The organism is Erythrobacter sp. Dej080120_24 (assembly GCF_036322605.1).
Lineage (GTDB): Bacteria > Pseudomonadota > Alphaproteobacteria > Sphingomonadales > Sphingomonadaceae > Erythrobacter > Erythrobacter aurantius.
In genome coordinates, this window is sequence record NZ_AP027262.1 from 1554847 (window position 1) to 1580470 (window position 25624).

The 25624-nt window shown below is 61.1% G+C and carries 33 protein-coding genes; 21 read left to right on the forward strand and 12 right to left on the reverse strand.

The features are described 5' to 3' along the window. On the reverse strand, positions 1–372 hold the full coding sequence (locus AABA34_RS07385; RefSeq protein ID WP_252260385.1) for a DUF1428 domain-containing protein: 372 nt from the start codon (positions 370–372) through the stop codon (positions 1–3). A gap of 52 nt (positions 373–424) precedes the next feature. Next, positions 425–1264 (reverse strand): oxygenase MpaB family protein, encoded by an 840-nt coding sequence (locus AABA34_RS07390; protein ID WP_338304710.1) that lies wholly within the window; start codon positions 1262–1264, stop codon positions 425–427. Between the two features lie 114 nt (positions 1265–1378). Between AABA34_RS07390 and cobS the strand changes: the two genes are divergently transcribed. Both cobS and AABA34_RS07400 read left to right on the forward strand, forming a co-directional pair. Continuing rightward, positions 1379–2359 carry a cobaltochelatase subunit CobS gene (cobS, locus tag AABA34_RS07395; protein ID WP_034952761.1) on the forward strand — a complete coding sequence of 327 codons (981 nt, stop codon included), beginning with the start codon at positions 1379–1381 and terminating at the stop codon, positions 2357–2359. A 44-nt stretch (positions 2360–2403) separates the two neighbouring features. After that, positions 2404–4554, forward strand: a complete 2151-nt coding sequence (locus tag AABA34_RS07400; protein WP_338304555.1) for a transglycosylase domain-containing protein — start codon at positions 2404–2406, stop codon at positions 4552–4554. Between the two features lie 12 nt (positions 4555–4566). Here the strand turns inward: AABA34_RS07400 and AABA34_RS07405 are convergent, their stop codons facing one another. Then, positions 4567–4968: a PaaI family thioesterase gene (locus AABA34_RS07405; RefSeq protein WP_338304556.1), complete on the reverse strand. Its 402-nt coding sequence runs from the start codon at positions 4966–4968 to the stop codon at positions 4567–4569. Continuing rightward, positions 4961–5461: a PaaI family thioesterase gene (locus AABA34_RS07410; protein ID WP_338304557.1), complete on the reverse strand. Its 501-nt coding sequence runs from the start codon at positions 5459–5461 to the stop codon at positions 4961–4963. The genes AABA34_RS07405 and AABA34_RS07410 overlap by 8 nt, the downstream gene beginning before the upstream one ends. Before the next feature lie 128 nt (positions 5462–5589). Here AABA34_RS07410 and AABA34_RS07415 point away from each other — a divergent pair, with 128 nt between their 5' ends. Genes AABA34_RS07415 through AABA34_RS07425 form a run of 3 tightly spaced genes read left to right on the forward strand, consistent with a single transcriptional unit; the run spans position 5590 to position 7628 of the window. Then, complete coding sequence (locus AABA34_RS07415; RefSeq protein WP_252260389.1) at positions 5590–5754, forward strand: hypothetical protein; 165 nt, start codon at positions 5590–5592, stop codon at positions 5752–5754. An 18-nt stretch (positions 5755–5772) separates the two neighbouring features. Next, positions 5773–6732, forward strand: coding sequence for a hypothetical protein (locus AABA34_RS07420; RefSeq protein ID WP_338304558.1), 960 nt, complete (start codon positions 5773–5775; stop codon positions 6730–6732). Then, positions 6732–7628 carry a transposase gene (locus AABA34_RS07425; protein ID WP_338304559.1) on the forward strand — a complete coding sequence of 299 codons (897 nt, stop codon included), beginning with the start codon at positions 6732–6734 and terminating at the stop codon, positions 7626–7628. The genes AABA34_RS07420 and AABA34_RS07425 overlap by 1 nt, the downstream gene beginning before the upstream one ends. Before the next feature lie 195 nt (positions 7629–7823). Here AABA34_RS07425 and ruvX read toward each other — a convergent pair whose 3' ends face one another. The 8 genes from ruvX to pyrE all read right to left on the reverse strand — a co-directional run bounded on the left by ruvX (position 7824) and on the right by pyrE (position 13595). Beyond that, entirely contained in the window at positions 7824–8294 is a 471-nt protein-coding gene (gene ruvX, locus AABA34_RS07430; RefSeq protein WP_034952768.1) for a Holliday junction resolvase RuvX, read from the reverse strand. Next, positions 8291–9442: a DUF3089 domain-containing protein gene (locus tag AABA34_RS07435; RefSeq protein WP_338304561.1), complete on the reverse strand. Its 1152-nt coding sequence runs from the start codon at positions 9440–9442 to the stop codon at positions 8291–8293. Before AABA34_RS07435 ends, ruvX begins: the two co-directional genes overlap by 4 nt. 18 nt (positions 9443–9460) lie before the next feature. Next, entirely contained in the window at positions 9461–10336 is an 876-nt protein-coding gene (gene lepB / locus AABA34_RS07440) for a signal peptidase I (RefSeq protein WP_252260463.1), read from the reverse strand. A gap of 106 nt (positions 10337–10442) precedes the next feature. Further along, positions 10443–10847, reverse strand: coding sequence for a holo-ACP synthase (acpS, locus tag AABA34_RS07445; RefSeq protein ID WP_034952770.1), 405 nt, complete (start codon positions 10845–10847; stop codon positions 10443–10445). Further along, on the reverse strand, positions 10847–11143 hold the full coding sequence (locus AABA34_RS07450; RefSeq protein ID WP_338304562.1) for a pyridoxal phosphate biosynthetic protein: 297 nt from the start codon (positions 11141–11143) through the stop codon (positions 10847–10849). Before AABA34_RS07450 ends, acpS begins: the two co-directional genes overlap by 1 nt. Next, positions 11130–11873: a pyridoxine 5'-phosphate synthase gene (locus tag AABA34_RS07455; protein ID WP_338304563.1), complete on the reverse strand. Its 744-nt coding sequence runs from the start codon at positions 11871–11873 to the stop codon at positions 11130–11132. The genes AABA34_RS07450 and AABA34_RS07455 overlap by 14 nt, the downstream gene beginning before the upstream one ends. Continuing rightward, a complete protein-coding gene (locus AABA34_RS07460; protein ID WP_338304565.1) occupies positions 11870–12988 on the reverse strand; it encodes a serine hydrolase in 1119 nt (372 codons plus the stop codon). The genes AABA34_RS07455 and AABA34_RS07460 overlap by 4 nt, the downstream gene beginning before the upstream one ends. Position 12989: 1 nt before the next feature. Then, positions 12990–13595 carry an orotate phosphoribosyltransferase gene (gene pyrE, locus AABA34_RS07465; RefSeq protein WP_338304566.1) on the reverse strand — a complete coding sequence of 202 codons (606 nt, stop codon included), beginning with the start codon at positions 13593–13595 and terminating at the stop codon, positions 12990–12992. A gap of 256 nt (positions 13596–13851) precedes the next feature. Here pyrE and coxB point away from each other — a divergent pair, with 256 nt between their 5' ends. The 16 genes from coxB to AABA34_RS07545 all read left to right on the forward strand — a co-directional run bounded on the left by coxB (position 13852) and on the right by AABA34_RS07545 (position 25576). Next, the gene (gene coxB / locus AABA34_RS07470; RefSeq protein ID WP_338304567.1) at positions 13852–14805 is read left to right on the forward strand and encodes a cytochrome c oxidase subunit II; all 954 of its coding nucleotides are present in this window, start codon (positions 13852–13854) and stop codon (positions 14803–14805) included. 54 nt (positions 14806–14859) lie between these two features. Then, positions 14860–16569, forward strand: a complete 1710-nt coding sequence (gene ctaD, locus AABA34_RS07475; RefSeq protein ID WP_338304568.1) for a cytochrome c oxidase subunit I — start codon at positions 14860–14862, stop codon at positions 16567–16569. 109 nt (positions 16570–16678) lie between these two features. Beyond that, on the forward strand, positions 16679–17614 hold the full coding sequence (locus AABA34_RS07480; RefSeq protein ID WP_338304570.1) for a heme o synthase: 936 nt from the start codon (positions 16679–16681) through the stop codon (positions 17612–17614). Then, positions 17611–17736: a hypothetical protein gene (locus tag AABA34_RS07485; protein WP_338304571.1), complete on the forward strand. Its 126-nt coding sequence runs from the start codon at positions 17611–17613 to the stop codon at positions 17734–17736. The genes AABA34_RS07480 and AABA34_RS07485 overlap by 4 nt, the downstream gene beginning before the upstream one ends. A 2-nt stretch (positions 17737–17738) precedes the next feature. Continuing rightward, entirely contained in the window at positions 17739–18335 is a 597-nt protein-coding gene (locus AABA34_RS07490; protein WP_338304572.1) for a cytochrome c oxidase assembly protein, read from the forward strand. Between the two features lie 32 nt (positions 18336–18367). Then, entirely contained in the window at positions 18368–19252 is an 885-nt protein-coding gene (locus AABA34_RS07495) for a cytochrome c oxidase subunit 3 (protein ID WP_338304574.1), read from the forward strand. Positions 19253–19347: 95 nt separating this feature from the next. Next, positions 19348–19632, forward strand: a complete 285-nt coding sequence (locus AABA34_RS07500) for a DUF983 domain-containing protein (protein ID WP_338304575.1) — start codon at positions 19348–19350, stop codon at positions 19630–19632. Next, positions 19629–20207, forward strand: coding sequence for an SURF1 family cytochrome oxidase biogenesis protein (locus AABA34_RS07505; RefSeq protein ID WP_338304576.1), 579 nt, complete (start codon positions 19629–19631; stop codon positions 20205–20207). The genes AABA34_RS07500 and AABA34_RS07505 overlap by 4 nt, the downstream gene beginning before the upstream one ends. A gap of 61 nt (positions 20208–20268) precedes the next feature. Continuing rightward, positions 20269–21696, forward strand: coding sequence for a threonine synthase (gene thrC / locus AABA34_RS07510; protein WP_338304711.1), 1428 nt, complete (start codon positions 20269–20271; stop codon positions 21694–21696). After that, positions 21696–22604 carry a class I SAM-dependent methyltransferase gene (locus AABA34_RS07515; protein ID WP_338304577.1) on the forward strand — a complete coding sequence of 303 codons (909 nt, stop codon included), beginning with the start codon at positions 21696–21698 and terminating at the stop codon, positions 22602–22604. The genes thrC and AABA34_RS07515 overlap by 1 nt, the downstream gene beginning before the upstream one ends. A gap of 12 nt (positions 22605–22616) precedes the next feature. Beyond that, complete coding sequence (locus AABA34_RS07520; protein WP_034952790.1) at positions 22617–23000, forward strand: dihydroneopterin aldolase; 384 nt, start codon at positions 22617–22619, stop codon at positions 22998–23000. After that, positions 23000–23335, forward strand: coding sequence for a Rossmann fold domain-containing protein (locus AABA34_RS07525; RefSeq protein ID WP_252260409.1), 336 nt, complete (start codon positions 23000–23002; stop codon positions 23333–23335). Before AABA34_RS07520 ends, AABA34_RS07525 begins: the two co-directional genes overlap by 1 nt. Next, complete coding sequence (moaA, locus tag AABA34_RS07530) at positions 23319–24377, forward strand: GTP 3',8-cyclase MoaA (protein ID WP_338304578.1); 1059 nt, start codon at positions 23319–23321, stop codon at positions 24375–24377. The genes AABA34_RS07525 and moaA overlap by 17 nt, the downstream gene beginning before the upstream one ends. Further along, positions 24377–24622, forward strand: a complete 246-nt coding sequence (locus tag AABA34_RS07535; RefSeq protein ID WP_338304579.1) for a MoaD/ThiS family protein — start codon at positions 24377–24379, stop codon at positions 24620–24622. The genes moaA and AABA34_RS07535 overlap by 1 nt, the downstream gene beginning before the upstream one ends. 3 nt (positions 24623–24625) lie before the next feature. Further along, the gene (locus AABA34_RS07540) at positions 24626–25072 is read left to right on the forward strand and encodes a molybdenum cofactor biosynthesis protein MoaE (RefSeq protein ID WP_338304580.1); all 447 of its coding nucleotides are present in this window, start codon (positions 24626–24628) and stop codon (positions 25070–25072) included. Positions 25073–25153: 81 nt separating this feature from the next. Next, complete coding sequence (locus AABA34_RS07545; protein ID WP_338304581.1) at positions 25154–25576, forward strand: hypothetical protein; 423 nt, start codon at positions 25154–25156, stop codon at positions 25574–25576. Positions 25577–25624 lie beyond the last annotated feature (48 nt).

Genomic DNA, 25624 nt, shown 5'->3' on the forward strand with positions numbered 1-25624 from the left:
CTATGCCTCCTTCCATACGATCGGCTCGAACCCGCCAAAGATCATACGCTTGCCGTCAAAAGGCATGTCGCTGCCATCGGGATTGCCGAATTGGGTTTGCATGCGTTCGTCGGCCATCATCTTTTCATGACCAGCATCGCAGCTTTGCTTGTCGTCCCAGGTAACCCAGGAAAAAACGACTTTCTCGCCGTCCTCAACCTTCACGGCGCGGCGGAAATCGGTGCTTTCGCCATCCGGCACATCGACTTCCCAGCATTCGATCTGCGCCCGCGCGCCATAGTCCTTTGCGATCGCCCAGAATTTCTCCGCAATCTCGCGGTATGCCTCCCGGTTGCCTTCGGGCACCGGGATCACGAACCCCTGCACATACATGCCGCTTCTCCCTCCGCCGCTGATCGTAGCATTCTTTTGCCGGGCTCGCCCGTCAATTCTGGCGGAAAGCCCATCGCAAGGTGCGACCCACTCCCCAGGTCGCCGCACGAGCGGGCAGGGCGGTCAATACCGGGCGTTGCAGCCGCAGCATCTGGCGTGCCCAGTCGGGCAGCATCGCCACCGCTTCCGCTCCGATCACGTTTTGCAATGCGGCCGGAGTGCCCTTTGGGCGCTGGCTGAGAACGAGTTGCGCCACTTCGCGCGCGGCGGGCGAGGCACGCAGGTCGCTGCGCAATTCGCGAAAGATCGCATCGGCTTCATTGCAGCTTTCCGGAACAGGGTCGGCCCCCAGAGCGCGGGCGATGACCGCGAACTGGCGATAATATTCGTCGCGTTCAGAATAGGGCATGTCAGGGCGGACATGGCGTAGATATCCGGCAAGAAAGCTCTGCGCCTCTGTCACATGAACCCACGCAAGGGTGCGCGGATTGGTGGCATTGTACGGGGTGCCATCAGGTAAGGTTCCACCAACCTTCGCATGAATCCGGTTGACCCGGTCGATTGCCTTCATCGCCTCATCGCGATGCCCGAAGGTTGTGACTGCGATAAAACGCGCGGTTCGTTGAAGGCGACCGTGCATGTCTTCGCGAAAGTTCGAATGGTCGAGCACCCCTTGCAGCGCCTCGGGGTGGAGCATCTGGAGCATCAGCCCGCGAATACCCCCGGTCATCATCCCGACGAGGTCTGCATGAACCAACCGGATCGGCGTGTCCTTCGCGAAAAGGGCATCATCGGAGATCGGCACAGGCTTCTGCCCGCTCTTGGTGTCGTTAAACACCCCTCTCACCTGCTCTACCAGTCGCAAACGCAGGGATTCGATGGGGTCCGGCATGGTCCGAATATAGGGCAGCAGGCGGTTCAAGGCGAGCATCACTGCCATACTTGCAAAATTAGCAGGTGCGATGCGCTTGCAGCCGCCGCCTTGGCGTTCTAACCGAGGCGCGTAATGAACTCACACGCCACCAAAGAATTCGCCGGCGCCAGCGCCATTCCTGCCGAACCCGATACGACTGTCGACGTGCGCGACACTTTCGGCATCGATGTAGATTGGCAGGTTCCCGCCTTTTCGCAGCCGAGCGAGCATGTGCCCGAACGCGATGACAGCTATGTCTTCGATCCGGAAACCACGCTCGCGATCCTCGCGGGCTTTGCCCACAATCGGCGGGTGATGGTTCAGGGCTATCACGGCACCGGCAAATCGACCCACATCGAACAGGTCGCCGCGCGCCTGAATTGGCCCAGCATCCGCGTAAACCTCGACGCGCATATCAGCCGTATCGACCTTGTCGGACGCGATGCGATTGTTCTTAAGGACGGTTTGCAGGTCACCGAATTCAAGGAAGGCATTCTGCCCTGGGCCTTGCAGCACCCGGTGGCGCTGACCTTCGATGAATATGATGCCGGCCGCCCGGACGTGATGTTCGTGATTCAGCGCGTGCTGGAATTCGACGGTCGCCTGACGCTGCTTGATCAGAATCGCGTGATCACGCCGAACCCGTATTTCCGCCTGTTCGCCACGACCAACACTGTCGGCCTTGGCGATACCAGCGGCTTGTACCACGGCACACAGGCGATCAACCAGGCGCAGATGGACCGCTGGAACATCGTCGTCGCTCTCAATTACCTGCCCGCCGAAACCGAGCAGCAGATCGTCAAGTCCAAGACGCCGGATACCGACGATGCGATGATCGCGGACATGGTCAAGGTAGCGGAACTGACGCGTCAGGGCTTCATGAACGGTGACATTTCGACCGTGATGAGCCCGCGCACCGTCATCACCTGGGCCCAGAACGCAGCGATTTTCAAGAATGTCGGCTTTGCCTTCCGCCTGTCGTTCCTGAACAAGTGCGACGAGGCCGAACGCACGCTGGTGAGCGAATACTACCAGCGCGTGTTCAATGAGGATCTGCCGGAAGGTGCGATCTAGTCTCTCTTGCGCCTTGGCGTGTTAGATTGCTAATACAGTAGCCTATGGCGCTGTTCGAACGATTCTGGAAACGCCGGGGCGGGGGCGATTTGCCTACGGGCGGCGCGGGATTCTTCCCGTTGTACGAATCGCAAAGACCGATCGATCCTGACGAGGACGGGCCTGCATACCGCCCGGCCGGCTCGCCCGATTACGCCACTTGGGACGCCCGGCTGTCCCAGCTCGACAGCTCGCTTGAACGCGAAGAGCGCCGCCGCCTGCCGTGGTGGACCCGCGAATACTGGCGCGGTCGGCGCAAGCGCTGGTGGGCGGTCCGCATCATCGCGGCCTGCTTTGCCCTGTTTATCGCCCTGTTCCTGTGGCTCGCGATCACCGCTCCGCTATCGAAGAGCCTTGAACCCATTGCCCCGCCGCAGATCACCTTGCTGGCGAGTGACGGCACGCCGATCGCGCGCAGCGGAGCGGTGGTGGAGGCGCCTGTCGAGGTGGACAAGCTGCCGCCTCATGTCATCGAGGCGTTTCTGGCGATAGAGGACCGGCGCTTTTATTCGCATTGGGGCATCGACCCGCGAGGGATTGCCCGAGCGATATGGACCGGAAATGGCGGCGGTTCGACTATCACCCAGCAGCTCGCCAAATTCACTTTCCTGACCCCAGAGCAGACGCTGACGCGCAAGGCGCGCGAGGCGCTGATCGCCTTCTGGCTGGAGGGCTGGCTGACCAAGGATGAAATCCTGTCGCGCTATCTTTCCAATGCCTATTTCGGGGATAATCAATACGGGCTGCGCGCCGCAAGCCTTCATTACTTCTACCGCCAGCCCGAAAACCTGCGGCCAGAGCAGGCAGCCATGCTTGCCGGGCTATTGCAGGCTCCCTCCCGTTACGCGCCGACGAACCACTACGACCGCGCAAAGGCGCGCATGGATCTCGTGATCGGGGCGATGGTGGAGGTGGGTTACCTCACACAGGCGGAGGCCGATGCCCTGCCAGACCCGCGGCTTGACGTGCGCACCCGCAACGATCTGCCCACGGGCACCTATTTCGCCGATTGGGCGCTGCCGATCGCGCGTGAAGGGATGGAAGTCAGCTATTCGCGTCAGACCCTTACGACAACGCTAGACGCACGGCTCCAGGCGCTTGCAAGCCGCGTGACGAGCCGCGCCGCATTGGGCAACGCGCAGGTTGCGTTGGTGGCAATGCGTCCCACGGGTGAAGTGGTGGCGATGGTGGGGGGACGCAGCTATGCCGATTCCCCGTTCAACCGCGCAACACAGGCGCGGCGGCAGCCGGGGTCAACGTTCAAATTGTTTGTCTACCTTGCCGCGCTCGAAGCCGGGTGGGAACCCGATGACACGATAGCGAACACTCCCATCGAAACGGGTTCGTACCGTCCGGGCAACGCGGGAGATCGCTACTCCGACACGATTACGCTTGAGGATGCTTTTGCCACTTCCAGCAATGTCGCGGCAGTGCGGCTGTTCAACGAAGTCGGCAGTGAAAACGTCATCCGCATGGCGCGTTCGCTGGGTGTGACTTCGGACATGACCAAAGGCGATCCGAGCCTTGCCTTGGGCACTTCGACGATGACGCTGCTTGAGCTTACCGCTGCCTACGCCGGAGTTGCTGCCAACCGCTTTCCCGTAAAGCCGCGTGCCTTTCCGCAAGAGGAGCAAAGCTGGTGGGAATGGCTGACCACCCCGGTCGACAGCGCATCTGACCGCACGCACGAGAATATCGAACGCATGCTGCGCGCTGCAATCAATCGCGGGACGGGGGAGGCGGCGGAATTGCCGATCGCCAATTTTGGCAAGACTGGCACGACCCAGAATTACCGTGATGCCCTGTTCGTCGGTTATGCGGGCGATCTTGTGGTGGGTGTGTGGGTCGGCAATGACGATGCCTCTCCGCTCAATCGCGTGTCAGGCGGCGGTGTTCCGGCACGCATCTGGAAGGACTTCATGCGCGGCGCCTTGTCCCTACCTGCTCCGCGTCCGAGCGCCTCACCCGATCCCGAGGGACCGGTTCAGCCGCTTGATGTCGATCTAGGCGAGGGCGAGGAAATTCCGCTGGGTGAAGATGGAGCAAGGTTGCGGATTGAATCCGACGGCATCGTGCTTTCACAGGACGGAGTACCGGTGGAAGTTCGTCTTGGCGAAGAAGGCTTGCGGGTCGAACCGATCCCACCCGAAGAATAGCCTGGCCCGGTATCAAGCCATCAGGATATTCATGATTGCGGTCGCTATCGGGCGATAAGGATCATCCTGCCAAGCTTCCACCGCGATATTGGCATTGCGCCGTCCAAGCCGGGTGATGCGGCCTTTGGCAAAACTGGTTTGGGACTTGCCCGCCGATAGGTATTGCACGGTGATATTGACCGGTTTCAATTGTGCTTCGCGCCCTTCCGCGATCAGCCGAGCGCGCAGTGCCGCATAGCCGGCGTTCTCCAGCAGACCAGCAGTGGCCCCGCCGTGATAGTGCTGCGGCCGTCCTTCAACGATGCGGCCGAATTCGACGGTGAGGACTGGCACACCGTCTTCGATCCGCGCGACTTCTATCCCCAGCGCATGCGCATAGGCGGGCAGTTTCAGCCTTGCCGGATTGTCAGTCATCGCCTGTCCCCGCTTCGCTTGGCGCAGCATCATCGCTGCTCATTCTTACCCGGCGCGGGTCCTTGCCAATGGTCATGAATACTCCGGCGACATGCGCGACAGGGTCATCGGGGTCGCCATCGTGCGCAATGCCCCTGACAAAGGCGGCCGAACGTGTGGTGCGGTAGCATTCGACCCGCCCCCAGACCGAACTGCGTTCACGGGCTGGGCGCTGGTAATCAACACGCAGGTCGAGCGTGGCGATCGGAGTGAAGTCCTTCTTGGTTTGCCAGATCGACATGCCGCTGGCCATGTCCATCAGGCTGATGATCGGGCCTGATGCGAGAACCGGGCGGTCCGGCTCACCCAGCAGGTCTTCGCGCCAGGGCAATTCGATCTCGACCCAATTGTCTCCATGGTCGGTGTATTTCAGACCCAGCCACCCGGTGTGGCCAGCCTCAAACAGAAACCGGCCAACCATTTTCGCATCAAACTGCGATTGATTAGTGCTCATGCGCGTAAGCTTTCCACGGAAAGCAACATTGTTACAATCATTTAATTTCAACCTCGCATGGCCTGCAATCAATGTCCCTCAGGCAGCTGGCACTTTCGCCAGAGGCATTCAGACAAGGGGACGCATTCATGCCCAAAATCGATCTAGCCAGTATTCCCGGTCTTGAGTCCGCTCAAGCCCTGTTCGGCGCCGTTAAGACAAAGGCGGCCGTCTATGACGATACGATCGTCGATATCATGGTCTATGTCTACGACACCGTGCCGCCGCCACCCCCGCCGCCGGGCATCATGTAAACGGGGACGGCCGGGATAATGCAAGTGCATCCCGCCATAGCGGCGCTGCGGGCAGACCCACCCCTGCAGCGCCGCGCCACCGCCGAAGTGGAAGCCGCGCTCTGCCGATGGCACCGGCATGAGCATGTATCAGCTGTGCATGGCGATCTGCTGCGATATGCCGCCGGCGAAGATCTGACGCGATTGCCGATGTTGGCATCGCTGATGGCGGAACTGCCTGTGGCGCAGGATTATGTCGGAAGCTTCACCTCCGCGATCATCCCCGCCTTGCGCGAGCAACCGCTGGCCGAAGTACCGCTTCGCCAAAGCCACAGCCCCGGATATTCCCGACTGCTGCTCTGGCAGGAAGCAGGCGTGACCCTTTCGCTTTCCACTTATGAACCGGTCGCATCGACTATCGAGCCGGAAACGGCCCAGTTTGTCGATTGTGAACGAACCGAGTTGATTGTTTCAGGAGAGGCCAGCGGTTGGCATCTTTCTATTTGCGATCAGGGCCGTGTGAAAGCCGACCGGAAGTTTTGGTGCCAGGGAGACAGTATTCGCTGTCATGCAAGGCGCGAAAGCCGACAATTCCTTGGGGTGCAGCGGAGCGTCACTTTGCTCCAGTTGATCCGCACCCCCAAGCGCCCGGCACCAACGCTGGTCTATAACCTTGCCGATAGCGCGCTTGTCCAGCAATCGAGCGGAGATAAGCGGGCCAGCGAGCAGGTCATGGCGCTGGGGGTTCTGGGCGCGCTTGGGAACAGTGCGGCGATCGCGCCGATGATCGCCTTTGCCTCCGACCCGTCCCACGATACGACCGCCCGCTGGGAGGCTGTGCGGCAAGTTCTGGCGCTCGATGCGCGCGCCGGACTGAATTTGCTGTCCGAATTGTCGTCGTGCCAAGCCGATCCCTTGGCTCAACCAGCTCGATCACTCCACCGGGACCTCCTGCGCCGGCAGCCCGAACTTGCCCAAGCCAGCGTGGAGCCAGTCTGATGCCGCGTACTATCGCAATCGATTCAGCGAAATGCGCCTCGCTGCCTGAGGCGATTGAAGCGCTCGCTCAACTGGATTTCGATCCGCGCGAACAGGAAAGCACCTTGGAAGCCGCCTTGTGGCTGCGCCGCCTGAACAACAATCGCACTTTCCTTGCCGACCTGCTGCTGGATCGGCTGGCTGGCCGAAGCGACGGCGGGGTTGAAAGCGGATACGGTCCGCAAGCGATCATCCTGAGTCCGCGTCGCGGCAACATGTTCCTGCGCGCCAACATCTGGCCAGCGGAGCATGATCTGTTTTTCCGCAACAGCGGTGCGGCGGCTTTTGTCTATGGCGTGCCGCACGATCACAATTTCTCATTCCTGACGAGCGGATATCTGGGGCCGGGCTATCGCAGCGACTATTACGAATATGACTACGATGCCCTGAGCGGATATGAAGGCGAACCGGCGGGATTGCGGTTCGTCGAGCGCAGCGCGCTAAGCCAAGGCAAGCTGATGTTGTACCGCGCCCACCGTGACGTTCATTCGCAATTGCCTGCCGAAAGCCTGTCGGTTTCGCTGAACGTCATGCACGTCGATCCGGCTCAGGGGTGGTTCGACCAATATGGTTTCGATCTTGAACGCGGCGAAGTGACGCGTGTCCTCAGCCCGAATGCGACGGAAGTCTTCCTGCGAACAGCCGTCGCGAGCGGTTCCGAAGCGGCGCTGGATTTTGCGGAATGGGTAGGACGGACCCATCCGAGTGACCGAATGCGGCTTGCCAGCTTTGAGGCGAGGGCCGGATTGATTGCAGAGCCGGACGCACGCCAAGAACTTTGGCGCACAGCAGAAGCTGCGGGATGCCGGATGGTCGCAGAAACGGCCAAACGCAGGCGCGCAGCCATCCGAGCCTAGCGCGAAAGCTTATCCAGACTTCGTGAAAAGGGTAAAGAGCACCAATCCGCAAAATGCTGCGATCAGCCCGATTGCGACAGTCCGGCAACCGATCCTGACCGTGCGCGGCAATCTGTTGACCAGTGGCTGCCCCAACCGCGTGTAAAGGCCCGTCAAAAGGTCCCGCAATAACAGTTGCAGGAACTCGTTCATGAGTCAGAGCATCCCGCCGGCAAGCCTGTCAATCGCGCCTTGAAGAATCACCGCCGCCGCGTGGCTGTCGATTGCCTCGGCGCGCTTCTTGCGGCTCATGTCCTGACCTATCATCGCGGCTTCGGCGCTTTGGGTGGACCAGCGTTCGTCCCATAGCAGAATCGGCAGGGCAAAGGCTTCTGCGGCATTGCGGGCAAAGGCGCGGCTGGCCTGAGCGCGCGGACCTTCGCTGCCATCCATGTTGAGCGGCAGGCCCAGCACCAGCCCCTTGACCGAACGTTCGGCGATCAAGGCGGCGATTTTTTCCCGGTCCTTGCCCCATTTGCCCCGGACTATGGTTTTGCCATTGGTGGCAAAGCGCCAGCCCGCATCACAGGTCGCGGTGCCAATGGTCTTGGTGCCGAGGTCCAGCCCAAGCAGCACTCCGCCATCGGGCAAGGCATCGGCAAAGTCGAGGGCGCTTTCGGTAATCAGTTTGCCGACGCTCCGCCGCCCACTTTCGCTTCGACCCGGCGGGCGACATCGGCCTGTGTGTTGGCCCAGAACAGCGGGATGTCATAGACGTGGTAATTGTTGCCCGGCAGGACATAGGAACCCAGTTCGGGCGGATCACCTATCAGCAGCAGGCCGCGATCGTCGCATCGTGCCGGCACCGCATCGGGAACCAGTTCGCCGTTGGACATGCTGTCATCCGGAACGAGCGTTCCGAGGTTGCGATCCGCTGCGGCCTCTCCGCCGAACATGCCTGTCAGCGGATTGGTGCACAGGATACGGCTGTCACCGCGCGGTTGCCCGTCAAACCCGATGGATTTGGCATAGGTTTCCATCAAGGCGGAAGGATCGGCCGGCTCGGCGAAGCTCGACCAGGACAGGATGCAGCCTGTCTGCTGCGGCGTAGCGCAGGCGGCAAACCCGAGTTCGGGGACGTCATGTTCCACCGAGATCGGCCATCCGATGACATAGGCAGCGACTAGACGATCCGCGACCGGCGAGCCTTTCACCTCCTCGCGCAGCAGGCGCAGGAGATGGAGTGAGCCCTGGCTGTGTCCGGCCAGCACGATAGGCGTTTCAGCGTCCACCGACTCGATGAAGAAGCGATAGGCCTCCAGCACGTCCGCATAGGCAGCATCAATCGCCTGCTGGCCCTCGGGTTCGTCAGTCAGGAACGATCCCATGGTGGCTTGACGATATCGTGGTGCCCAGATCTCGCTGGCGGCGTTGAACGGGCTCGCCATGCCGCGCACGTAGATGCGGGCAATGCGCTCCGCCTCTTCGTCTCCAATCGGCGCGTTCCAGTTCTCGCGGCTCAGATAGCTCGTCGGATGGATGAAGAAAACGGCGTGCTGCGGCGGGCGCTGGTCGGCGGGTGTTGGCAGCAGCCCGCGATCATTGGCATAGGCAGGCTGCCATCGTGCTGGGTCGTTCACGCCAATGCCGGGGCGCGAATACCAGAGGGCGGGATCCTGATAGGCATTGGGTTCGAGCGGCGCTTGCGCCTCGAACTCAGCGGTGGGCACCAGCGCCGCGCGCGCGATCTCTTCGCCCCATACTCGGAAAGCGATGGCGGCAACGAGGATCAGGACGATGCTGATTGCGACGAAATAGAGAAACTTCTTCGCCATGGGCGGGCCGCGCCTCCGTTATTCTGCCGCTTCGGGCTGTTCGGCGATTGCAGGACGCAACGTGCTCCATGCCCGCTCACCGCGCATGGCCGAGAACCAGCTTAGCGGGTTCCAGGTGGCTGATCCGTCGAGCGAGAAGGTGATGAATTCAGCCCGGCCACCAATGTTTTCCAGCGGTACTCCATAACCAAGGCCGCGTTCTTCCGCAGACGCACGACTGTCGGCACTCTCATCGCGATTGTCACCCATGACGAAGACATTGCCTTCGGGCACGGTGTAGGGGCCGAAATTGTCGAGATACTGGTTCTTGTGATCGATGATCAGATAGGTCGCGCCATTGGGAAGGGTTTCGCGATAGGTCGGCGGCTCGAAATATTGCTGACCATCCGCATCGCGCACGCGATAGGCATCGAAATTGGCAAGGCACGGGCCGTTTTCGCACATCAGTTCCGGCTCGAACGGAATGCGCACCGGCGGAACCACTTCGCGCTTGACCGGAACGCCATTGAGGATCAGCCGCCCGTCGCGCACTTCGATCGTATCTCCCGGCAGCCCGACCACACGCTTGATGTAGTCTTCGTCGCGGGTAGGATGCACCGGGATCACGATATCGCCATATTCCGGTGTCGAACCGAATACGCGCCAATCGCCGCGCGGCATGAGGTGGAAGCTAACCGAAGCCCAAGACCAACCGTATGGGTATTTGCTGACAACCAGACGATCGCCGACATGCAGGGTCGGCATCATTGATGTGGAGGGAATGTAGAACGGCTTGGCCACCAGCGAATGGAATGCCAGCACCGCGAGCAACATCAGCGCAAGCCCCCGAATTTCGGCGAACCAATCGACCTTGTCCGATTTTTCCGCATCCTTTTCGGCGAGCTGCTTTCTCAGCTCTTCGTGGGGATACGGCTCGTTCTCTGGAGTGCCGGATGCGGGGGATTCGGATTGGGTCAAGGTTGTTGCTTCACTGCTTTGCGTCGATCAATTCCGGCCGTTGTCAGGCTTTTGGATGCGCTTCGATGATGACGAAGGCCTGCGCCCATGGATGATCGTCGGTTAGGGTAAGATGAATGGTGGCCTCATGGCCCGGCGGGATCATTTCTTCAAGCCGCTTTGCCGCGCCGCCTGTCAGCGCGAGTGTCGGCGCACCTGAAGGAGCGTTGACGACGCCGATGTCCTTCATGAACACTCCACGCTTGAAACCGGTGCCGACAGCCTTGCTGAAAGCTTCTTTCGCAGCGAAGCGCTTGGCGTAGGTGCCGGCGATGGTGAAGGGGCGACGGCGGGCCTTGGCGCGCTCGGTTTCGGTGAAAACGCGGTTTTCGAAGCGTTCGCCATAGCGTTCAAGCGAATTGGCGATGCGCTCGATATTGCAGAGGTCAGAGCCAAGACCGATGATCATTATCCGGCCCTCGCGATCAGGACACTCAGCAGCACCAACCCGATCCCGTGCAGCATCACCTGCGACTTGAACAAAGGATGGGCAAAATCACCCTTTGCGAATTTGAGCGATCCCACGAACCCGAAAATTTGCAGCGCGACCCAGCCTATCGCGAAACTGCGCAGGATACCGGTGTTGAGCGCAAAGCCGAGGAAGCCGATGGCGATCAGAAACAGAATGGCCGCGGCAAGCGACCATGTCTTTTGCGCTGATGACAGCGGGGGAAGTTCCTCCTGCGACATATCAGCGCGCCTCATCCATCAATTCGCGCATCCGGCGGATCGCGGGTTCAAGTCCGGAGAAGATCGCTTCGCCGATCAGGTAATGTCCGATATTGAGCTCCGCCAACTGCGGAATCGCAGCGATCGGTTGTACGTTGTCGAAGGTCAGCCCGTGTCCCGCATGCGGCTCGATCCCGTTCTTCGCGGCTAAAGCGGCCATGTCGGTTATGCGGCGCAATTCGCGGCTCACGCGCTCCTGATCGCCGTCAATCCACGCATGGGCATATTCGCCGGTATGAAATTCGACCACAGGCGCGCCAAGCCGCAGAGCGGTATCAAGCTGCCGCTCGTCCGCTTCGATGAAAAGCGAAACCCGGATGCCCGCTTCGCGCAGCTGATCGACAATAGGCCCAAGCTGGTTGTGGAGCCCTGCCGCGTCGAGGCCGCCTTCGGTCGTACGCTCCTCGCGCTTTTCGGGCACGATGCAGGCAGCATGCGGTTTGTGCCGGAGGGCGATGGCCAGCATTTCCTCGGTCGCCGCCATTTCCAGATTCAGCGGCAGGTCAGTCGCGGCCTGAATGCGCGCGAGATCTTCGTCACGGATATGACGCCGGTCTTCACGCAGGTGAGCGGTAATACCGTCGCCGCCAACCGCAGCAACGATCTCTGCCGCCCGCACGGGATCGGGATGGTCGCCGCCGCGCGCGTTGCGGATGGTGGCGACATGATCGATGTTGACGCCCAGGCGAAGGCGGTGGCTGCTCATTCACCTGCTCCACATGCCAGTTTGGCAACGGCTTGGGGCAGGAAGCCTTCGCCAGCCCAGATTTCGCCAAATTCGAAATCGGGATCAATCGTTGCAAAAACCATCGACCGCTTGAGTTGCGGCAAGAGGATATTGTGCATCCGGTATTGGCCGATCTGCCCCTTGCGCTCGGCAACTATGACAGGTGAGGGGCAACCCGGTGGCTGCGTTTCGAAGACCCATTGGCCCAGCGCCATGTAACCAAGCGCGGGATCGCCCTTCCACATCTCCGCCATCGCATCGCCCCGTTCGCCATATTGGTGCATGAGGCCCCAGTTGAAGTACACGATATCCTGCAGGGTGCCACCAAGCGATCCGGATGCGCCGTAGCTTGGCAAGATGTCACGCTCAGGGCTGCGGATCGCATAGAAACGCTCAACATTGTCGGGCGTGATGAAGACGCGCTCAAGCGAGTTCCTGCCCCCTGGTCGTTCACCGATCTCGGCATCGGGCGGACCGGCAAGCATGTTTTCGACCTTTTCGAAGCTCAGTTCGTCAAAGGCTGCGCCCAGCACGATGTAGTCGCAATTGTTATAGGTCCAACCGCTTGCAGGCGGCTCCGAACGCCCGTTGAGGCACCATTCGATGCCGTAATCACCCGGCTTGTTGTAGAATGCTGGCCACCCATTCGCTTCCATCGGGGTGTCTTCGGGATTGCGCAGGCCAGAGCGGTGCTGAAGCAATTCGCGGAAAGTCGGCACTCTGCCACCACGACGGCTGATTTGCGGCACGTAGCGGGAAATCGGTGTGTCGAGGCTGATCCCCTCACGGTTCAGTTCCCCAAGCAGGCGGGCGGCAAGGATCTGTTTTGTCACCGAAGCGAACGGCCAGAGCGGCGACTCGCTGACAAATGGCACGTATCCCTCGCGTTCCAGATCGGGGCTGACATGCGCGCTGATCGCCATATTGCCCATGTCGATCGCGATTTCGCCTTTGAACCCGGCTTCGAAAGCCATCTCCTTGATTTCGACCGATTGCAGAATCAACGCTTGTTGGTCCTGCGCAGCGACAGCGCCGGCAGGCAGGGCGCAGCCGAGGCTGGTCAGGGCAAACTGGGCGAGGGTGCGGCGGAACATTTCAGGCCTTTCGACTTCCTGGCTTCGTAACAGCTACGCGCGCAAGTTCTTCGGGGATTTCATTTTCGGCATAGGTCGGGAAATCAAATGCGGCGAGTGGGTAGAAGGGAACCCCGAGGTCGACCGAGCCCATAGAACGGTCGATCAGCGCGCATTCGGCGATCACCTCGCCGCCTTCGCGTGCGACAGCGGCGATTGCTTCGCGGCTGGAAAGCCCGGTGGTGACGACATCCTCGACCATCAGCACCTTTGCCCCCGGCTCAAGCGCAAACCCGCGCCGCAAATGGAACACGCCTTCGGGCCGCTCCAGAAACAGCGCATCCTTGCCAAGGACGCGGGCAACTTCATGGCCGATGATGATCCCGCCCATGGCCGGGGATACCACCACATCCACTGCCGCAACGACTTCGGTGGGCATCGCTTTGACGACAGCTTGCGCCAGACGGCCGGCACGCGCCGGGTTCATCAGGACGCGGGCGCATTGCAGGTAGTGTCCGCTATGGCGGCCCGAAGACAGCTTGAAATGCCCCTCCAACAAGGCGCCGGATGCCCGGAATTCATCCATCACGGCTTCAACTGTGTCGGGGATATCTTGTTTCAAGGTCATGTGTTGTCTGTCCGGTAACTCAGGGAGAAAAAGGGGCTGGAAACGCAGGTGCTTGCGCGAGCGTCATGCAGCCTTGCATAATTTTCTCCCTAGAAGCGCTTGAGGCACTGGGCAAGCGCGGCTAAGGGGGCGTTGAATTCGGCAGAAATGTCGGAAGTCGCCGGGCCCAAAGGCTGTGCAAATGACCTCGAAGTCCGGCATGGGATAAAAACACGATAAGCGATTAGGCATGATTATGGGTCAGGCTTTTGCCCGCATGAAATTTGGATTTCTCGCGCTGATGGCGGCTGTGTTCGTTCTTGCGACACCGCAGGTTTCCTTGGCGCAGGAAGTGGATGCAGCTGCAGATGATGCTGCGGCAGCTACCGTGGAGGGCGCTGCTGATGCTGCTGTCTACACGCCGATGGCACCGACTGATGGCAAGGGTATGCCTGTCGACCGCGGCCTGACCTTTCAGGATCAGTACACGGCTGATGGTGCCTACGCGCTGTGGATGCATGACTGGATCCTGCTCCCGGTGATCACCGCGATCAGCCTGTTTGTTCTCGCTCTGCTGCTGTGGGTGATCGTGCGCTATAATCGCCGTGCCAACCCGATCCCGTCCAAGAACACCCATAACACCGCTATCGAAGTGATCTGGACCGTGATTCCGGCCCTGATCCTCGTCGTCATTGCGGTGCCTTCGATCACGCTGCTTGCGCGTCAATTCGAAACGCCGCCTGCTGACGCGATCACGATCAAGGCCGTGGGTTATCAGTGGTACTGGGGTTATGAATATCCCGATCATGACATCGAGCTCGTGTCGAACATGCTCGACGAAAACGAAGCGCTGACCAGCGGTGAGCCTCACCAGTTGGCAGTCGACAACCGCATGGTTGTGCCGGTTGGTGTGCCACTGCGCATCCAGACCACCGCTGCCGATGTGATCCACGCTTTCGCCGTGCCGTCGCTGTGGTTCAAGCAGGATGCGGTTCCGGGCCGTCTGAACGAACGCATGCTCGTGATTGACGAGCCGGGCGTTTACTACGGTCAGTGTTCCGAGCTGTGCGGAGCCCTGCATGGCTACATGCCGATCGCAGTCGAAGCTGTGCCGATGGAAGACTTCGAAAAGTGGGTCGCTTCCAAGGGTGGCACCATGCCGGGCGCCGAAGCGGTTGTTGAAGCCGCTCCCGCGCCGGAAGGCGAGGCGGAAGCTGCCCCGGCAGCCTAAGCCTGACCAAGCAACAAGTTTTACGAATTAGAACGAACTGAAGAGACGCAAACGATGGCAACCACCGCTGACAGTTTCGCACCGGCCGCAGGACATGGTGGCGATCATGGTCATGATCACGCGGACCACAAGCCGGGCTTTTTCGCCCGCTGGTTCATGTCGACCAACCACAAGGATATCGGCACACTTTACCTGATCTTCGCGATCATCGCCGGAATCGTCGGTGGTGCCATTTCTGGCATCATGCGGTTTGAGCTGGCTGAGCCGGGCATCCAGTATCTGCACTGGTTCGCGAATTCCTCGCCCGAGGATATCGCGGCTGCGGGTCACATGTGGAACGTCTTCATCACCGCTCACGGCCTGATCATGGTGTTCTTCATGGTCATGCCCGCGATGATCGGCGGCTTCGGCAACTGGTTCGTTCCGTTGATGATCGGCGCGCCGGACATGGCGTTTCCGCGCATGAACAACATCTCGTTCTGGTTGACCGTTGTCGGCTTCCTGAGCCTGCTTTTCTCAATGTTCGTGCCGGGTGGTAGCGGGCTTGGTGCCGGTGTGGGCTGGACGGTCTATGCGCCGCTTTCGACCACGGGTTCGGTTGGTCCGGCTGTGGACTTCGCGATCTTCTCCCTCCACCTCGCAGGTGCGGGCTCGATCCTGGGTGCGACCAACTTCATCACCACCATCTTCAACATGCGTGCGCCGGGCATGACCCTGCACAAGATGCCGCTGTTCGTTTGGTCGGTGCTGGTTACGGCATTCTTGCTGCTGCTCGCACTGCCAGTGCTGGCTGCGGCCATCACCATGCTGCTGACAGATCGCAACTTTGGCACGACCTTCTTCAACCCTGCCGGTGGTGGTGATCCGGTGCTCTATCAGCACCTGTTCTGGTTCTTCGGTCACCCCGAAGTGTACATCATGATCCTGCCGGGCTTCGGCATGATCTCGCAGATCGTGGCTACCTTCAGCCGCAAGCCGGTATTCGGCTACCTCGGCATGGCATACGCCATGGTGGCGATCGGTGTCGTCGGCTTCATCGTCTGGGCGCACCACATGTACACCGTCGGCCTCGACGTGAACACGAAGATGTACTTCACCGCTGCAACCATGGTGATCGCGGTTCCGACCGGCGTGAAGATCTTCAGCTGGGTCGCAACGATGTGGGGCGGGAGCCTTGAGTTCAAGTCGCCGATGGTATGGGCACTTGGCTTCATCTTCCTGTTCACCGTCGGCGGTGTGACGGGTGTGGTGCTGGCCAACGGCGGAATCGACGACAACCTGCACGACACCTACTACGTGGTGGCGCACTTCCACTATGTGCTGTCGATGGGTGCCGTGTTCTCGATGTTCGCCGGCTTCTACTACTGGTTCCCGAAGATGAGCGGCCGGATGCATTCCGAACTGCTGTCGCACATCCACTTCTGGACCTTCTTCGTCGGCGTGAACGTGATCTTCTTCCCGCAGCACTTCCTCGGGATGCAGGGCATGCCGCGTCGTTACCCCGACTATCCGGAAGCTTTCGCCTACTGGAACGAGATCAGCTCGATCGGCTACGTGATCATGGCCGGCTCGATGGTGCTGTTCTTCGCCAACCTCGCTTACGCCTTCCTGGCCGGCAAGAAGGCTGAAGCGAACCCGTGGGGTGAAGGTGCGACCACGCTTGAGTGGACTCTTTCGAGCCCGCCGCCGTTCCACCAGTTCGAAACCCTTCCGGTGATCGAGGACCACCACGATTACCACGATCACCGTCCGGCAACCGCCTGACGCGATCCGGCTGCCCGGCACCGCGCCGGGTTGGCAAACCAAAGGAAAACGGGGAGCGCGTCGTTGAGGCGCGCTCTTCCTGAATAGACCGACGAAGCAGACTGCCGCAATGAACACCGCAACCACATCGACGATGCTGCCGACGGAATGGCGCGATTTCTTCGCGCTGACCAAGCCGCGCGTGATGACACTGGTGGTATTCACGGCGATCTGCGGTCTTCTGGCTGCTCCAGGCACGATCCACCCCGTCCTCGGATTTACGGCCATTCTCGCCATCGCAATGGGCGCAGGCGGTTCGGCTGTGCTGAACCAGTGGTGGGAAGCAGACCTTGACGCAGGGATGAAGCGTACCGCCAATCGCCCTCTGCCAGGTGGCCGGATGCGGCGCGATGACGCGCGTGATTTCGGCGTGTTCCTGTCTGCGGTTTCGGTCGCGCTCATGGGCGTCGCAATCGGCTGGCTCGCAGCGGCGTTGCTGCTCGGCGCGATCATCTATTACGCGGTCATCTACACCATCTGGCTGAAGCCGCGCACGCCGCAGAACATCGTTATCGGTGGCGGAGCTGGCGCGTTCCCTCCCATGATCGGCTGGATTGCGGTGACTGGCGAAGTCACCGCCATGCCGCTGTTGCTGTTCGCTATCATATTCATGTGGACCCCGCCGCATTTCTGGGCGCTCGCTCTGTTCGTGCAGTCCGATTATGCCAAGGTCGGCATTCCGATGATGCCGGTTGTAGCGGGTGAGCGTTCGACCCGTCGCCAGATTCTCGCCTACACCGTGCTGCTTGCTCCCGTGACGCTGGCTCCTTGGCTGATCGGCGGGACAAGCTGGGTTTACGGCTCTGTCGCCGCTGTGCTGTCCGTGCTGTTTTTCGCGCTGGCAGTGCCAGTCGGCACAAGGGCGCGGAGCGAGGTCGATTCGATGACCCCGGAAAAGACGCTGTTCAAGTTCAGCATCTACTACCTCTTCGTCCTGTTCGCTGCGCTTGTGGCTGATCGGATGCTTGCAGCAAACGGGCTGATCGGGCCGGGAGTTTTGGGATGACGCCTGACGAAGAAGCCGAATTCAAGCGCCGTCAGAAGAGCCGCAACCTTGTTGTGGGCGGAACGCTGCTGTTTTTCGCCGTGCTGTTCTACGCCATCACCATGGTACGGATGGGCGACTGATCATGGCGAGCCTTCCTCTTGATGGCGACCAGAGCCGCAAAAATGTGCGAACCGGGTCACTCGCCTTTCTCGGCGCAGTAGCCATGCTCGGCCTCGGCTATGCGTCGGTGCCGTTGTATGACCTGTTCTGCCGCGTCACCGGCTTCGGCGGGACGACACAGGTGGCGAGCGAAGCCGATGCCAATGCGGCAGCGGCCGTGGGCACCATGCGGGAAATCTCGATCCGGTTCGATGCGTCGACCGCGCGCGACGTTCCGTGGGATTTCCGCCCGGCCCAATCGACCGACACTGTCCGCATCGGCCAGCGCGACATCGCGACCTATGTCGCCAAGAACAATTCGGATGTGCCTATCACCGGTACCGCCACCTTCAACGTGGAGCCCGCGCAGGCCGGCATCTATTTCAACAAGATCCAGTGCTTCTGCTTTACCGAGCAGACGCTTGAGCCCGGGCAGGAAGTCAACATGCCCGTGCTCTATTTCGTCGATCCTGCCATCCTTGACGATGAAGTGATCGGCGATATCGAGCAAATCACATTGAGTTACACTTTTCACCGCGCGAAAGAGCCCGTATCGAGTGCTCTGGACCGCACGCAATAAGACGCAATTCTCCTAGGGACGGGAAGGCAATCATGGCTGGAAACGTAAACCACGACTATCACATTCTGGACCCGGATCCGTGGCCGCTGATCGGTGCGTTTGCCGCACTGACATTCACGAGCGGTATGGTGCTGAGCTTCTACCCTGACCTGTTCGGCGCGGCTGCCAATGTCGTGATCTGGGCCGGTCTGGCAGGTTTGCTGGCAACCTTCTTTTTCTGGTTCCGCAATGTTGTGATCGAAGCCCAGCGCGGCGATCACACTCCGGTGGTGCAGCTTCACATGCGCTACGGCATGATCCTGTTCATCGCCTCGGAAGTCATGTTCTTCGTGGGCTGGTTCTGGAGCTTCTTCGACTTCGCGCTGTTCCCCGATCCTTTGGTGGTAACCGCTGCGGGCACCGCCGAACAGGCGACCAGCAACCTGTTCCTGAGCGAAGGCAAGCTTGGTCTCGGCACTCTCGTACCCGAAGGCATGGAAGTGCTTGATCCGTTCAGCCTGCCGCTGCTCAACACGCTGATCCTGCTGTGTTCGGGTACCACCGTCACTTGGGCGCACCACGCACTGATCCACGGCGATCGCGAAGGTCTGAAGCAGGGGCTCTGGGCTACCGTTGCGCTCGGCGTGCTGTTCAGCTGCATTCAGGCCTACGAATACAGTGTCGCGCCGTTCCTTTTCGGCCAGAACACCTACAGCTCGGCCTTCTACATGGCGACCGGGTTCCACGGGTTCCACGTTCTGATCGGTACGATCTTCCTGTGCGTGTGCCTCTACCGGGCCTACATTGGCCACTTCACCCCGCGTCAGCACTTCGGGTTCGAAGCTGCCGCGTGGTACTGGCACTTCGTTGACGTGGTTTGGCTGTTTCTCTTCATCGCCGTTTACATCTGGGGCGGTGCGGGAGCCGAAGTCCACTGATGGAACCGGGCGAAAGCCCTGAGACACGAAAAGGGCAGTCCGGCATCGTCCGGGCTGCCCTTTTGGGTTCATGCCCCCGCTGCGGCGAACCCACCTTGTTTGAAGCACCCGCGCGCGTTGCGCTGGAATGCTCCGGATGCCGGCTTGATCTTGGCGCGTTGGAGCGCGGCGGGCGGTTTGCCGGAATGCTGACGGTGATCCTCGCAATCGTACTGATGATGATCGCCGTCGGGATAGAAGCCGCGTTTCGTCCTCCCCTGTGGCTGCAGGCTGCATTCTGGGCGCCAGTGACAGTGGGCGGGGTTATCTTTGCCCTGCGCCTCTACAAGACCCTGCTGCTATACGCGGCGTACGAACGGCAGAAGGAGCCTTCCGAATGATCCGCCAGTTGCCGTTGATCCCCACGATTATCGTTGTCGCCGCGGCCGGGGTGATGGTGTGGCTGGGTGTGTGGCAATTGGGGCGTGCCGATGAGAAGGCGGAACTGATCGCAAGGTATGAAACGGCTTTGGCCGAGGCTGAGGAGATCGCATGGCCTTCGCCCGACACTTATAAAGCCTCGCTCTTTCGTCGCAGCCGCGTCGATTGTTTGCAGGTGAGAGGCATCGACTCCGTTTCCGGCAAATCGGATCGCGGACAATCGGGCTGGGCGCATATTGCCCGGTGTGACCATAACGGGGCGGGCGTAGCGGATGTTGCCATCGGCTGGTCCAGAGACCCCAATCCGCCTGAATGGAGCGGAGGCTCCGTTACCGGTATCGTTGCCCCATATGGCGAAACCGTCAAACTGGTCGCGTCCCAAGGATTGGCGGGGCTGCGCCCGCTTGCGCGCCCTAACCCCAACGACCTCCCCAACAATCACCTCGCCTATGCCGGCCAGTGGTTCTTCTTCGCGCTTACCGCGCTGGCAATTTACGGATTCGCGCTGCGTTCGAGACTGGCGAAGCGGGACTAGGGCATGGACAAGCGACACTCGCTTGCTCCCGCGCCGCACCATCGCTAACCGCGAAACCATCATGGAATATATCTCCACCAGGGGCAGCGCGCCCGTACTCGATTTCGAAGGCGTCACGCTGGCAGGGCTTGCCTCTGACGGGGGGCTTTACCTGCCGCGCGAATGGCCGCGTTTCAACGAGGCGCAAATCCGCGACTTGCGCGGCCTGCCCTATTGGCAGGTGGCAGTTGAGGTGATGGCGCCTTTTGTCGGAGACAGCCTGACTCGCGACGAACTGACCGAAATTTGCCAGCAGGTTTACGGTGGCGAATTCAGCCATGCGGCGGTGGCGCCGCTGGTGCAACTGGATGAACAGCATTGGCTGCTGGAACTGTTCCACGGCCCGACGCTCGCGTTCAAGGATGTAGCGCTGCAATTGCTGGGCCGCCTGTTCGAGACGTTCCTCGCCCGACGCGACGAACGGCTCACAATCGTTGGCGCGACCAGTGGTGACACCGGTTCCGCCGCGATCAGGGCGGTGGCGGGACGCGACCGGGTGGAAATCTTCATGCTCCACCCGAGCGGCAAGGTAAGCGATGTCCAGCGCCGCCAGATGACGACGGTGCGCGCGCCCAATGTGCACAACATCGCCATCGAAGGCAGCTTCGACGATGCGCAGCGCCATGTGAAGGCGATGTTCGGCGATGCTTCGGTGGCGCGTTCGTTGGGTGGTCCGCTCAATCTTGGGGCGGTCAATTCGATCAACTGGGCGCGGCTGATGGCGCAGGTGGTCTATTACTTCACCTCCGCGCTGCAACTGGGCGCGCCCGATCGGAAGGTCGCCTACAGCGTACCCACGGGCAATTTCGGCGATGTCTTCGCTGGTTATGTCGCGGCGCAAATGGGACTGCCGATCGAAACGCTGGTGGTGGCGACCAATGTCAACGATATCCTGTACCGCGCGCTGACTACCGGGGATTATTCGGCCGGGACTGTCACCCCGACGCAGACCCCGTCGATGGACATTCAGGTCAGCTCCAATTTCGAACGGCTGCTGTTCGATGCGGGAGGACGCGACGGTGCGGCCCTGGCCGAGCAGATGCGCGGGTTCGAAACGACCAAGGCGATGCAACTCACCAATTCCCAGCGCGAAGGCGCGCGCGCCCTGTTTCAGAGCCTGCGCGCCGATCAGCAGCAGACCGCACGGGCGGTGCAGTGGGCCTATCAGGCAGCCGGGCAGATCATCGATCCGCACACCGCCGTGGGCCTCAGCGCCGCACGCGATGCTGTGGCACAGGACGAGATCAATCCGTTGGTTCCGGTGGTCACGCTGGCGACGGCCCACCCCGCGAAATTCCCCGACATGATCGAGCGTGCCGTCGGCGTACGCTCCGCCTTGCCTCCGCGCGTGGGCGACCTGTTCGGGCGCGAGGAGCACTTCGTCGAACTGTCCGGTGATTACGAAGCATCGCGCGATTTCGTGCTGGAAAACGCGGCAGCTGCAGCCTGATGGCGAAACTTGTCGAGCAGCCTACGGTAATGAAATGCACCGGGTGGGGCGTTGATGACGGCTACCACCTGCTCGACAGCGGCGGCGGCCGCAAGCTGGAGCAATTCGGCGACTACACCTTCATCCGTCCCGAACCACAAGCGATGTGGAAACCGCGCCTCCCTTGGAAAGCGGCAGGGGAGTTTGTCCCCGGCTCCGACGAGGACGGCGGCGGGCGCTGGGTGATGGAGCGTGAACTGCCCGAAAATGGCTGGGAGCTGGGTTGGGAAACCGTGCGCTTCACCGCGCAGCCCACACCGTTCCGTCACCTGCAATTCTTCCCCGATATGGCCCCGGTGTGGGAATGGATGCGCGAACAGCTGGACGGGCGGACCGATGCGCAGACGCTCAACCTATTCGGATACACCGGCCTCGGCTCGCTGGCGCTCAGCGATCATGGCCCTGTCACTCACGTTGATGCGTCGAAGAAGTCGGTGGCGCAGGCGCGGGAGAATGCTGCGCTGTCCGGCATGGAGGATCGCCCGATCCGCTGGCTGGTTGATGACGCGGCCAAGTTCACCGCGCGCGAAGTGCGGCGCGAGCGGCGCTATGACGGGATCATCCTCGACCCTCCGAAATTCGGGCGCGGTCCCAAGAACGAGACATGGCGATTGGAGGAGGGGCTGCCCGCGCTTATCGGTGATTGCGCAAAGCTGCTCGACGCCAACAGCAGCTTCCTTTTCCTGACTGTCTATGCCGTGCGGATGAGCAGCCTTGCGATTGCGGGATTGCTCGAAGAGGCACTGCGCGATCTGCCCGGTACAATCGAGCATGGCGATCTGGCGGTTCTGGAAGAAGGGCTGGGCGAGGGCGCTCCGCAACGGCTGCTGCCGACAGCAATTTTCGCAAGGTGGAGCAATCCCGGCTAAGGGCACCGTTCCATGACCAAAACCGATTCGCTCATACTCGAAGTCGCCGATCTCGAAGTCGATGTCCTCACCGGCATCTATTCCGAGGAAACCGGCAAGCCGCAGCCGCTGCGGATCACCATTCAGGCGCGTTATGACGTGGCGGATCGGTATGATCCCGATACGCCGCTGGATGCGAGCAAGAATTACATGGATCTCAAATTCGCCGCCTCCGAAGGCCTGCCCAAGGGCGTGCATTTCAAGCTGATCGAGGCGGTGGCCGATCACATCTGCGAAACCCTGTTCGTCCAGGATGCGCGAGTGCAGGCGGTAACGGTAAAGATCGTCAAGCTGGCTATTGCCGAAGCGAACGAGCAGATCGGCATTACGCTCCACCGCGAACGCCCGGCGCTCTGATGGCGGACAAGCAGCGGGTCTTCACGGTTGAACACCTGCCTGCCGATGGTCTTGCGGCGGGGGCTGCTTTCTTTGCCGGACACCTTGCTGGCGCACGCGCCGTGATCGAGGAGGCTGACGTTGAAGCTCTCGCAATCGTCTTGCCACCCGCCGGCCCCGATCACACCGACTGGCGTCGGGCCGTCGCACGCGATCTGGCGCGGGCCTATACCCCGAAAAGGGTCAATGTGGTGGCAGGAGAGGAAGGCGCTGAACTCGACGCCCTGCTAGCCTATTTGGGGAATGCACCCGGCGTTACGGGGCATTATTGTGAGGTCCATGACCAAGGGATCTGACCGCAAGCCCGATCTGATCGTGCTCGACAACACTTCGGCAAGCCGTGCCGCGCCACTGGTGGACGCATTTCGGCGGCGCATTTCCTATCTGCGTCTTTCGGTGACTGACCGGTGCGATCTGCGCTGCACCTATTGCATGCCCGAGAGGATGACTTTCCTTCCCAAGAAGGAAGTCCTGACGCTGGAGGAATTGTACGAACTGGCGGCGGGCTTCATCGATCGCGGGGTGACCAAGATACGGATCACAGGCGGTGAGCCGCTGGTGCGGCGCGACATCATGGACCTGTTTTCGGCGCTTGGTCGCAGGCTGGGACACGGGCTTGAGGAATTGACGCTCACCACCAATGCGACCCAGCTTGCAGGTCATGCCGATGCGCTGGTGAAGGCCGGGGTGCGGCGGGTCAACATTTCGCTCGATACGCTGGATCGTGATCGCTTTGCTCGGCTCACCCGGCGTGATGCGCTGCCGCAGGTGATGGAAGGAATCGCCGCAGCCAAGGCGGCTGGCTTGAAGGTGAAGCTCAACGCCGTGGCGCTGAAGGGCGTGAACGAGGACGAATTGCCGGACCTGATCGCATGGGCGCACGGGCAGGGGCATGATGTCACCCTGATCGAGGTGATGCCCCTTGGCGATGTCGAGGAAGAGCGGCTCGACCAGTATCTCCCGCTGAGCGATGTGCGCGATCAGTTGGAACGGCGCTGGACCCTGCGCGACAACGACGCCTCCACCGGCGGGCCCGCGCGTTATGTCGATATTGCCGAAACGGGTGGACGGCTGGGCTTCATCACCCCGCACACCAACAATTTCTGCGCCGGATGCAATCGGTTGAGGGTGACGGCGACGGGTCAGCTTTACCCCTGCCTCGGCGGGAGCGAGCGGGTCGATCTGCGTGCCGCGCTGCGTTCGGACGACCCGCAGGCTGAACTGGCTAGTGCGCTGGAACGGGCGATGATGATCAAGCCGGAAAAGCATCACTTCCGCATGGATCAGCGCGGCGCCGACCCGCATCTGGCGCGGCACATGTCGATGACGGGCGGCTGATGGCAGGGGTGCGCGTCATATTGCTGGGCAAGCTTGCCGATCTGGCGGGGTCGCCTGAGATTGCCTTGCCAGCACCGCTTGATTGGGCGGGATTGCTGGCTGCCTTGCCCGAAGGTCTGGCACAGGCGGCACAAGACCCGCGCAATCGCATTGCCGTCAACGGATCGCTTGTCACCGACAAGCCATCGTTGGCTGCGGCCGATGGTGACGAAATCGCGTTGCTGCCCCCTGTTTCAGGCGGATAGGCGATGCGCGACATTCGCCTGCTCGACCGGATGTTCGTTCCCGGCACGTTGATCGGCCCGTTCACTCAAGCGAATCCGGGGTTGGGCGGGGTCTGCACCTTTGTGGGAGAGGTCCGGTCGGACGCCGGTGTCGAGGCGCTCGAGTTGACCCATTACGAGCCGCTGACCCTGCCGGGAATGCACGAGCTGGCTGACCGGGCCCTTGCACGGTTCAATCTGATGGGATTGCTGATGGTTCACCGCGTCGGGATGATGCGTCCGGGAGAGCCTATTGTCTGTGTCTCTGCCGCGGCGCGCCATCGCCGCGATGCAATCGATGCGGTCGACTTCTGCATGGATCATCTGAAAAGCGCCGCATGGTTCTGGAAGCGCGAGAAACGCGCCGGGGAGTGGCACTGGATCGAGCCGCGCGACCAGGACCATGCCGATCTTGCCCGCTGGGCCGACTGAAAAAATGCGGTGATTTGATATCGATCAAGGCCGGCTGGTTTCCGGCGGCATAATCCTGTCCCTCGAATAGGGAGATGGTTCATGAGCAAGCTCGTACAGGACAAGATTCAAACCGGCGAAGCCCGCATCGTCGACGCGCCGAAATTCGGCGTGAAGCGTGATCGCAGCTTCGGCCTGCCCAATGCGCTCTATGCCGGGACAGTCGCCTGCTACCTCGGCTTTGTCGGGGTAATGGCCACCGGTTTCGGCAATCCGGTCTTGATCATTCCGATGGTGATCTTTGCCTTCTTCATGATCGCCGGTTTCGGCGTCCCCGCTGTGTGGACCCGGCTGAAAGGCAATGACAGCAAGCCGATGACGATGGGCCAGTTCGAAGCCAACGGCATCATGACCAACACCGGGCGACTCGCCCCGCGCGATGCGGCGGTACAGGTGTTGCTGCTGCCGGTTCTTGTGCTGGTCTGGGGCATCACCACCGCAACGATCGCCGCGATCGTGAGCTAACCGAATTGGGAAGTGAGTGGCTTCCCGACAGGGGCGTGTGACCCTCCC

Bases quoted from the DNA above. Each gene is read 5' to 3' on its own strand.
- AABA34_RS07385 (WP_252260385.1), bottom strand. From the start codon at position 372: ATGTATGTGCAGGGGTTCGTGATCCCGGTGCCCGAAGGCAACCGGGAG.
- AABA34_RS07390 (WP_338304710.1), bottom strand. From the start codon at position 1,264: ATGCCGGACCCCATCGAATCCCTGCGTTTGCGACTGGTAGAGCAGGTG.
- cobS (WP_034952761.1), top strand. From the start codon at position 1,379: ATGAACTCACACGCCACCAAAGAATTCGCCGGCGCCAGCGCCATTCCT.
- AABA34_RS07400 (WP_338304555.1), top strand. From the start codon at position 2,404: ATGGCGCTGTTCGAACGATTCTGGAAACGCCGGGGCGGGGGCGATTTG.
- AABA34_RS07405 (WP_338304556.1), bottom strand. From the start codon at position 4,968: ATGACTGACAATCCGGCAAGGCTGAAACTGCCCGCCTATGCGCATGCG.
- AABA34_RS07410 (WP_338304557.1), bottom strand. From the start codon at position 5,461: ATGAGCACTAATCAATCGCAGTTTGATGCGAAAATGGTTGGCCGGTTT.
- AABA34_RS07415 (WP_252260389.1), top strand. From the start codon at position 5,590: ATGCCCAAAATCGATCTAGCCAGTATTCCCGGTCTTGAGTCCGCTCAA.
- AABA34_RS07420 (WP_338304558.1), top strand. From the start codon at position 5,773: ATGCAAGTGCATCCCGCCATAGCGGCGCTGCGGGCAGACCCACCCCTG.
- AABA34_RS07425 (WP_338304559.1), top strand. From the start codon at position 6,732: ATGCCGCGTACTATCGCAATCGATTCAGCGAAATGCGCCTCGCTGCCT.
- AABA34_RS07435 (WP_338304561.1), bottom strand. From the start codon at position 9,442: ATGGCGAAGAAGTTTCTCTATTTCGTCGCAATCAGCATCGTCCTGATC.
- acpS (WP_034952770.1), bottom strand. From the start codon at position 10,847: ATGATCATCGGTCTTGGCTCTGACCTCTGCAATATCGAGCGCATCGCC.
- AABA34_RS07450 (WP_338304562.1), bottom strand. From the start codon at position 11,143: ATGAGGCGCGCTGATATGTCGCAGGAGGAACTTCCCCCGCTGTCATCA.
- AABA34_RS07455 (WP_338304563.1), bottom strand. From the start codon at position 11,873: ATGAGCAGCCACCGCCTTCGCCTGGGCGTCAACATCGATCATGTCGCC.
- AABA34_RS07460 (WP_338304565.1), bottom strand. From the start codon at position 12,988: ATGTTCCGCCGCACCCTCGCCCAGTTTGCCCTGACCAGCCTCGGCTGC.
- pyrE (WP_338304566.1), bottom strand. From the start codon at position 13,595: ATGACCTTGAAACAAGATATCCCCGACACAGTTGAAGCCGTGATGGAT.
- coxB (WP_338304567.1), top strand. From the start codon at position 13,852: ATGAAATTTGGATTTCTCGCGCTGATGGCGGCTGTGTTCGTTCTTGCG.
- ctaD (WP_338304568.1), top strand. From the start codon at position 14,860: ATGGCAACCACCGCTGACAGTTTCGCACCGGCCGCAGGACATGGTGGC.
- AABA34_RS07480 (WP_338304570.1), top strand. From the start codon at position 16,679: ATGAACACCGCAACCACATCGACGATGCTGCCGACGGAATGGCGCGAT.
- AABA34_RS07485 (WP_338304571.1), top strand. From the start codon at position 17,611: ATGACGCCTGACGAAGAAGCCGAATTCAAGCGCCGTCAGAAGAGCCGC.
- AABA34_RS07490 (WP_338304572.1), top strand. From the start codon at position 17,739: ATGGCGAGCCTTCCTCTTGATGGCGACCAGAGCCGCAAAAATGTGCGA.
- AABA34_RS07495 (WP_338304574.1), top strand. From the start codon at position 18,368: ATGGCTGGAAACGTAAACCACGACTATCACATTCTGGACCCGGATCCG.
- AABA34_RS07505 (WP_338304576.1), top strand. From the start codon at position 19,629: ATGATCCGCCAGTTGCCGTTGATCCCCACGATTATCGTTGTCGCCGCG.
- thrC (WP_338304711.1), top strand. From the start codon at position 20,269: ATGGAATATATCTCCACCAGGGGCAGCGCGCCCGTACTCGATTTCGAA.
- AABA34_RS07515 (WP_338304577.1), top strand. From the start codon at position 21,696: ATGGCGAAACTTGTCGAGCAGCCTACGGTAATGAAATGCACCGGGTGG.
- AABA34_RS07520 (WP_034952790.1), top strand. From the start codon at position 22,617: ATGACCAAAACCGATTCGCTCATACTCGAAGTCGCCGATCTCGAAGTC.
- AABA34_RS07525 (WP_252260409.1), top strand. From the start codon at position 23,000: ATGGCGGACAAGCAGCGGGTCTTCACGGTTGAACACCTGCCTGCCGAT.
- moaA (WP_338304578.1), top strand. From the start codon at position 23,319: ATGACCAAGGGATCTGACCGCAAGCCCGATCTGATCGTGCTCGACAAC.
- AABA34_RS07535 (WP_338304579.1), top strand. From the start codon at position 24,377: ATGGCAGGGGTGCGCGTCATATTGCTGGGCAAGCTTGCCGATCTGGCG.
- AABA34_RS07540 (WP_338304580.1), top strand. From the start codon at position 24,626: ATGCGCGACATTCGCCTGCTCGACCGGATGTTCGTTCCCGGCACGTTG.
- AABA34_RS07545 (WP_338304581.1), top strand. From the start codon at position 25,154: ATGAGCAAGCTCGTACAGGACAAGATTCAAACCGGCGAAGCCCGCATC.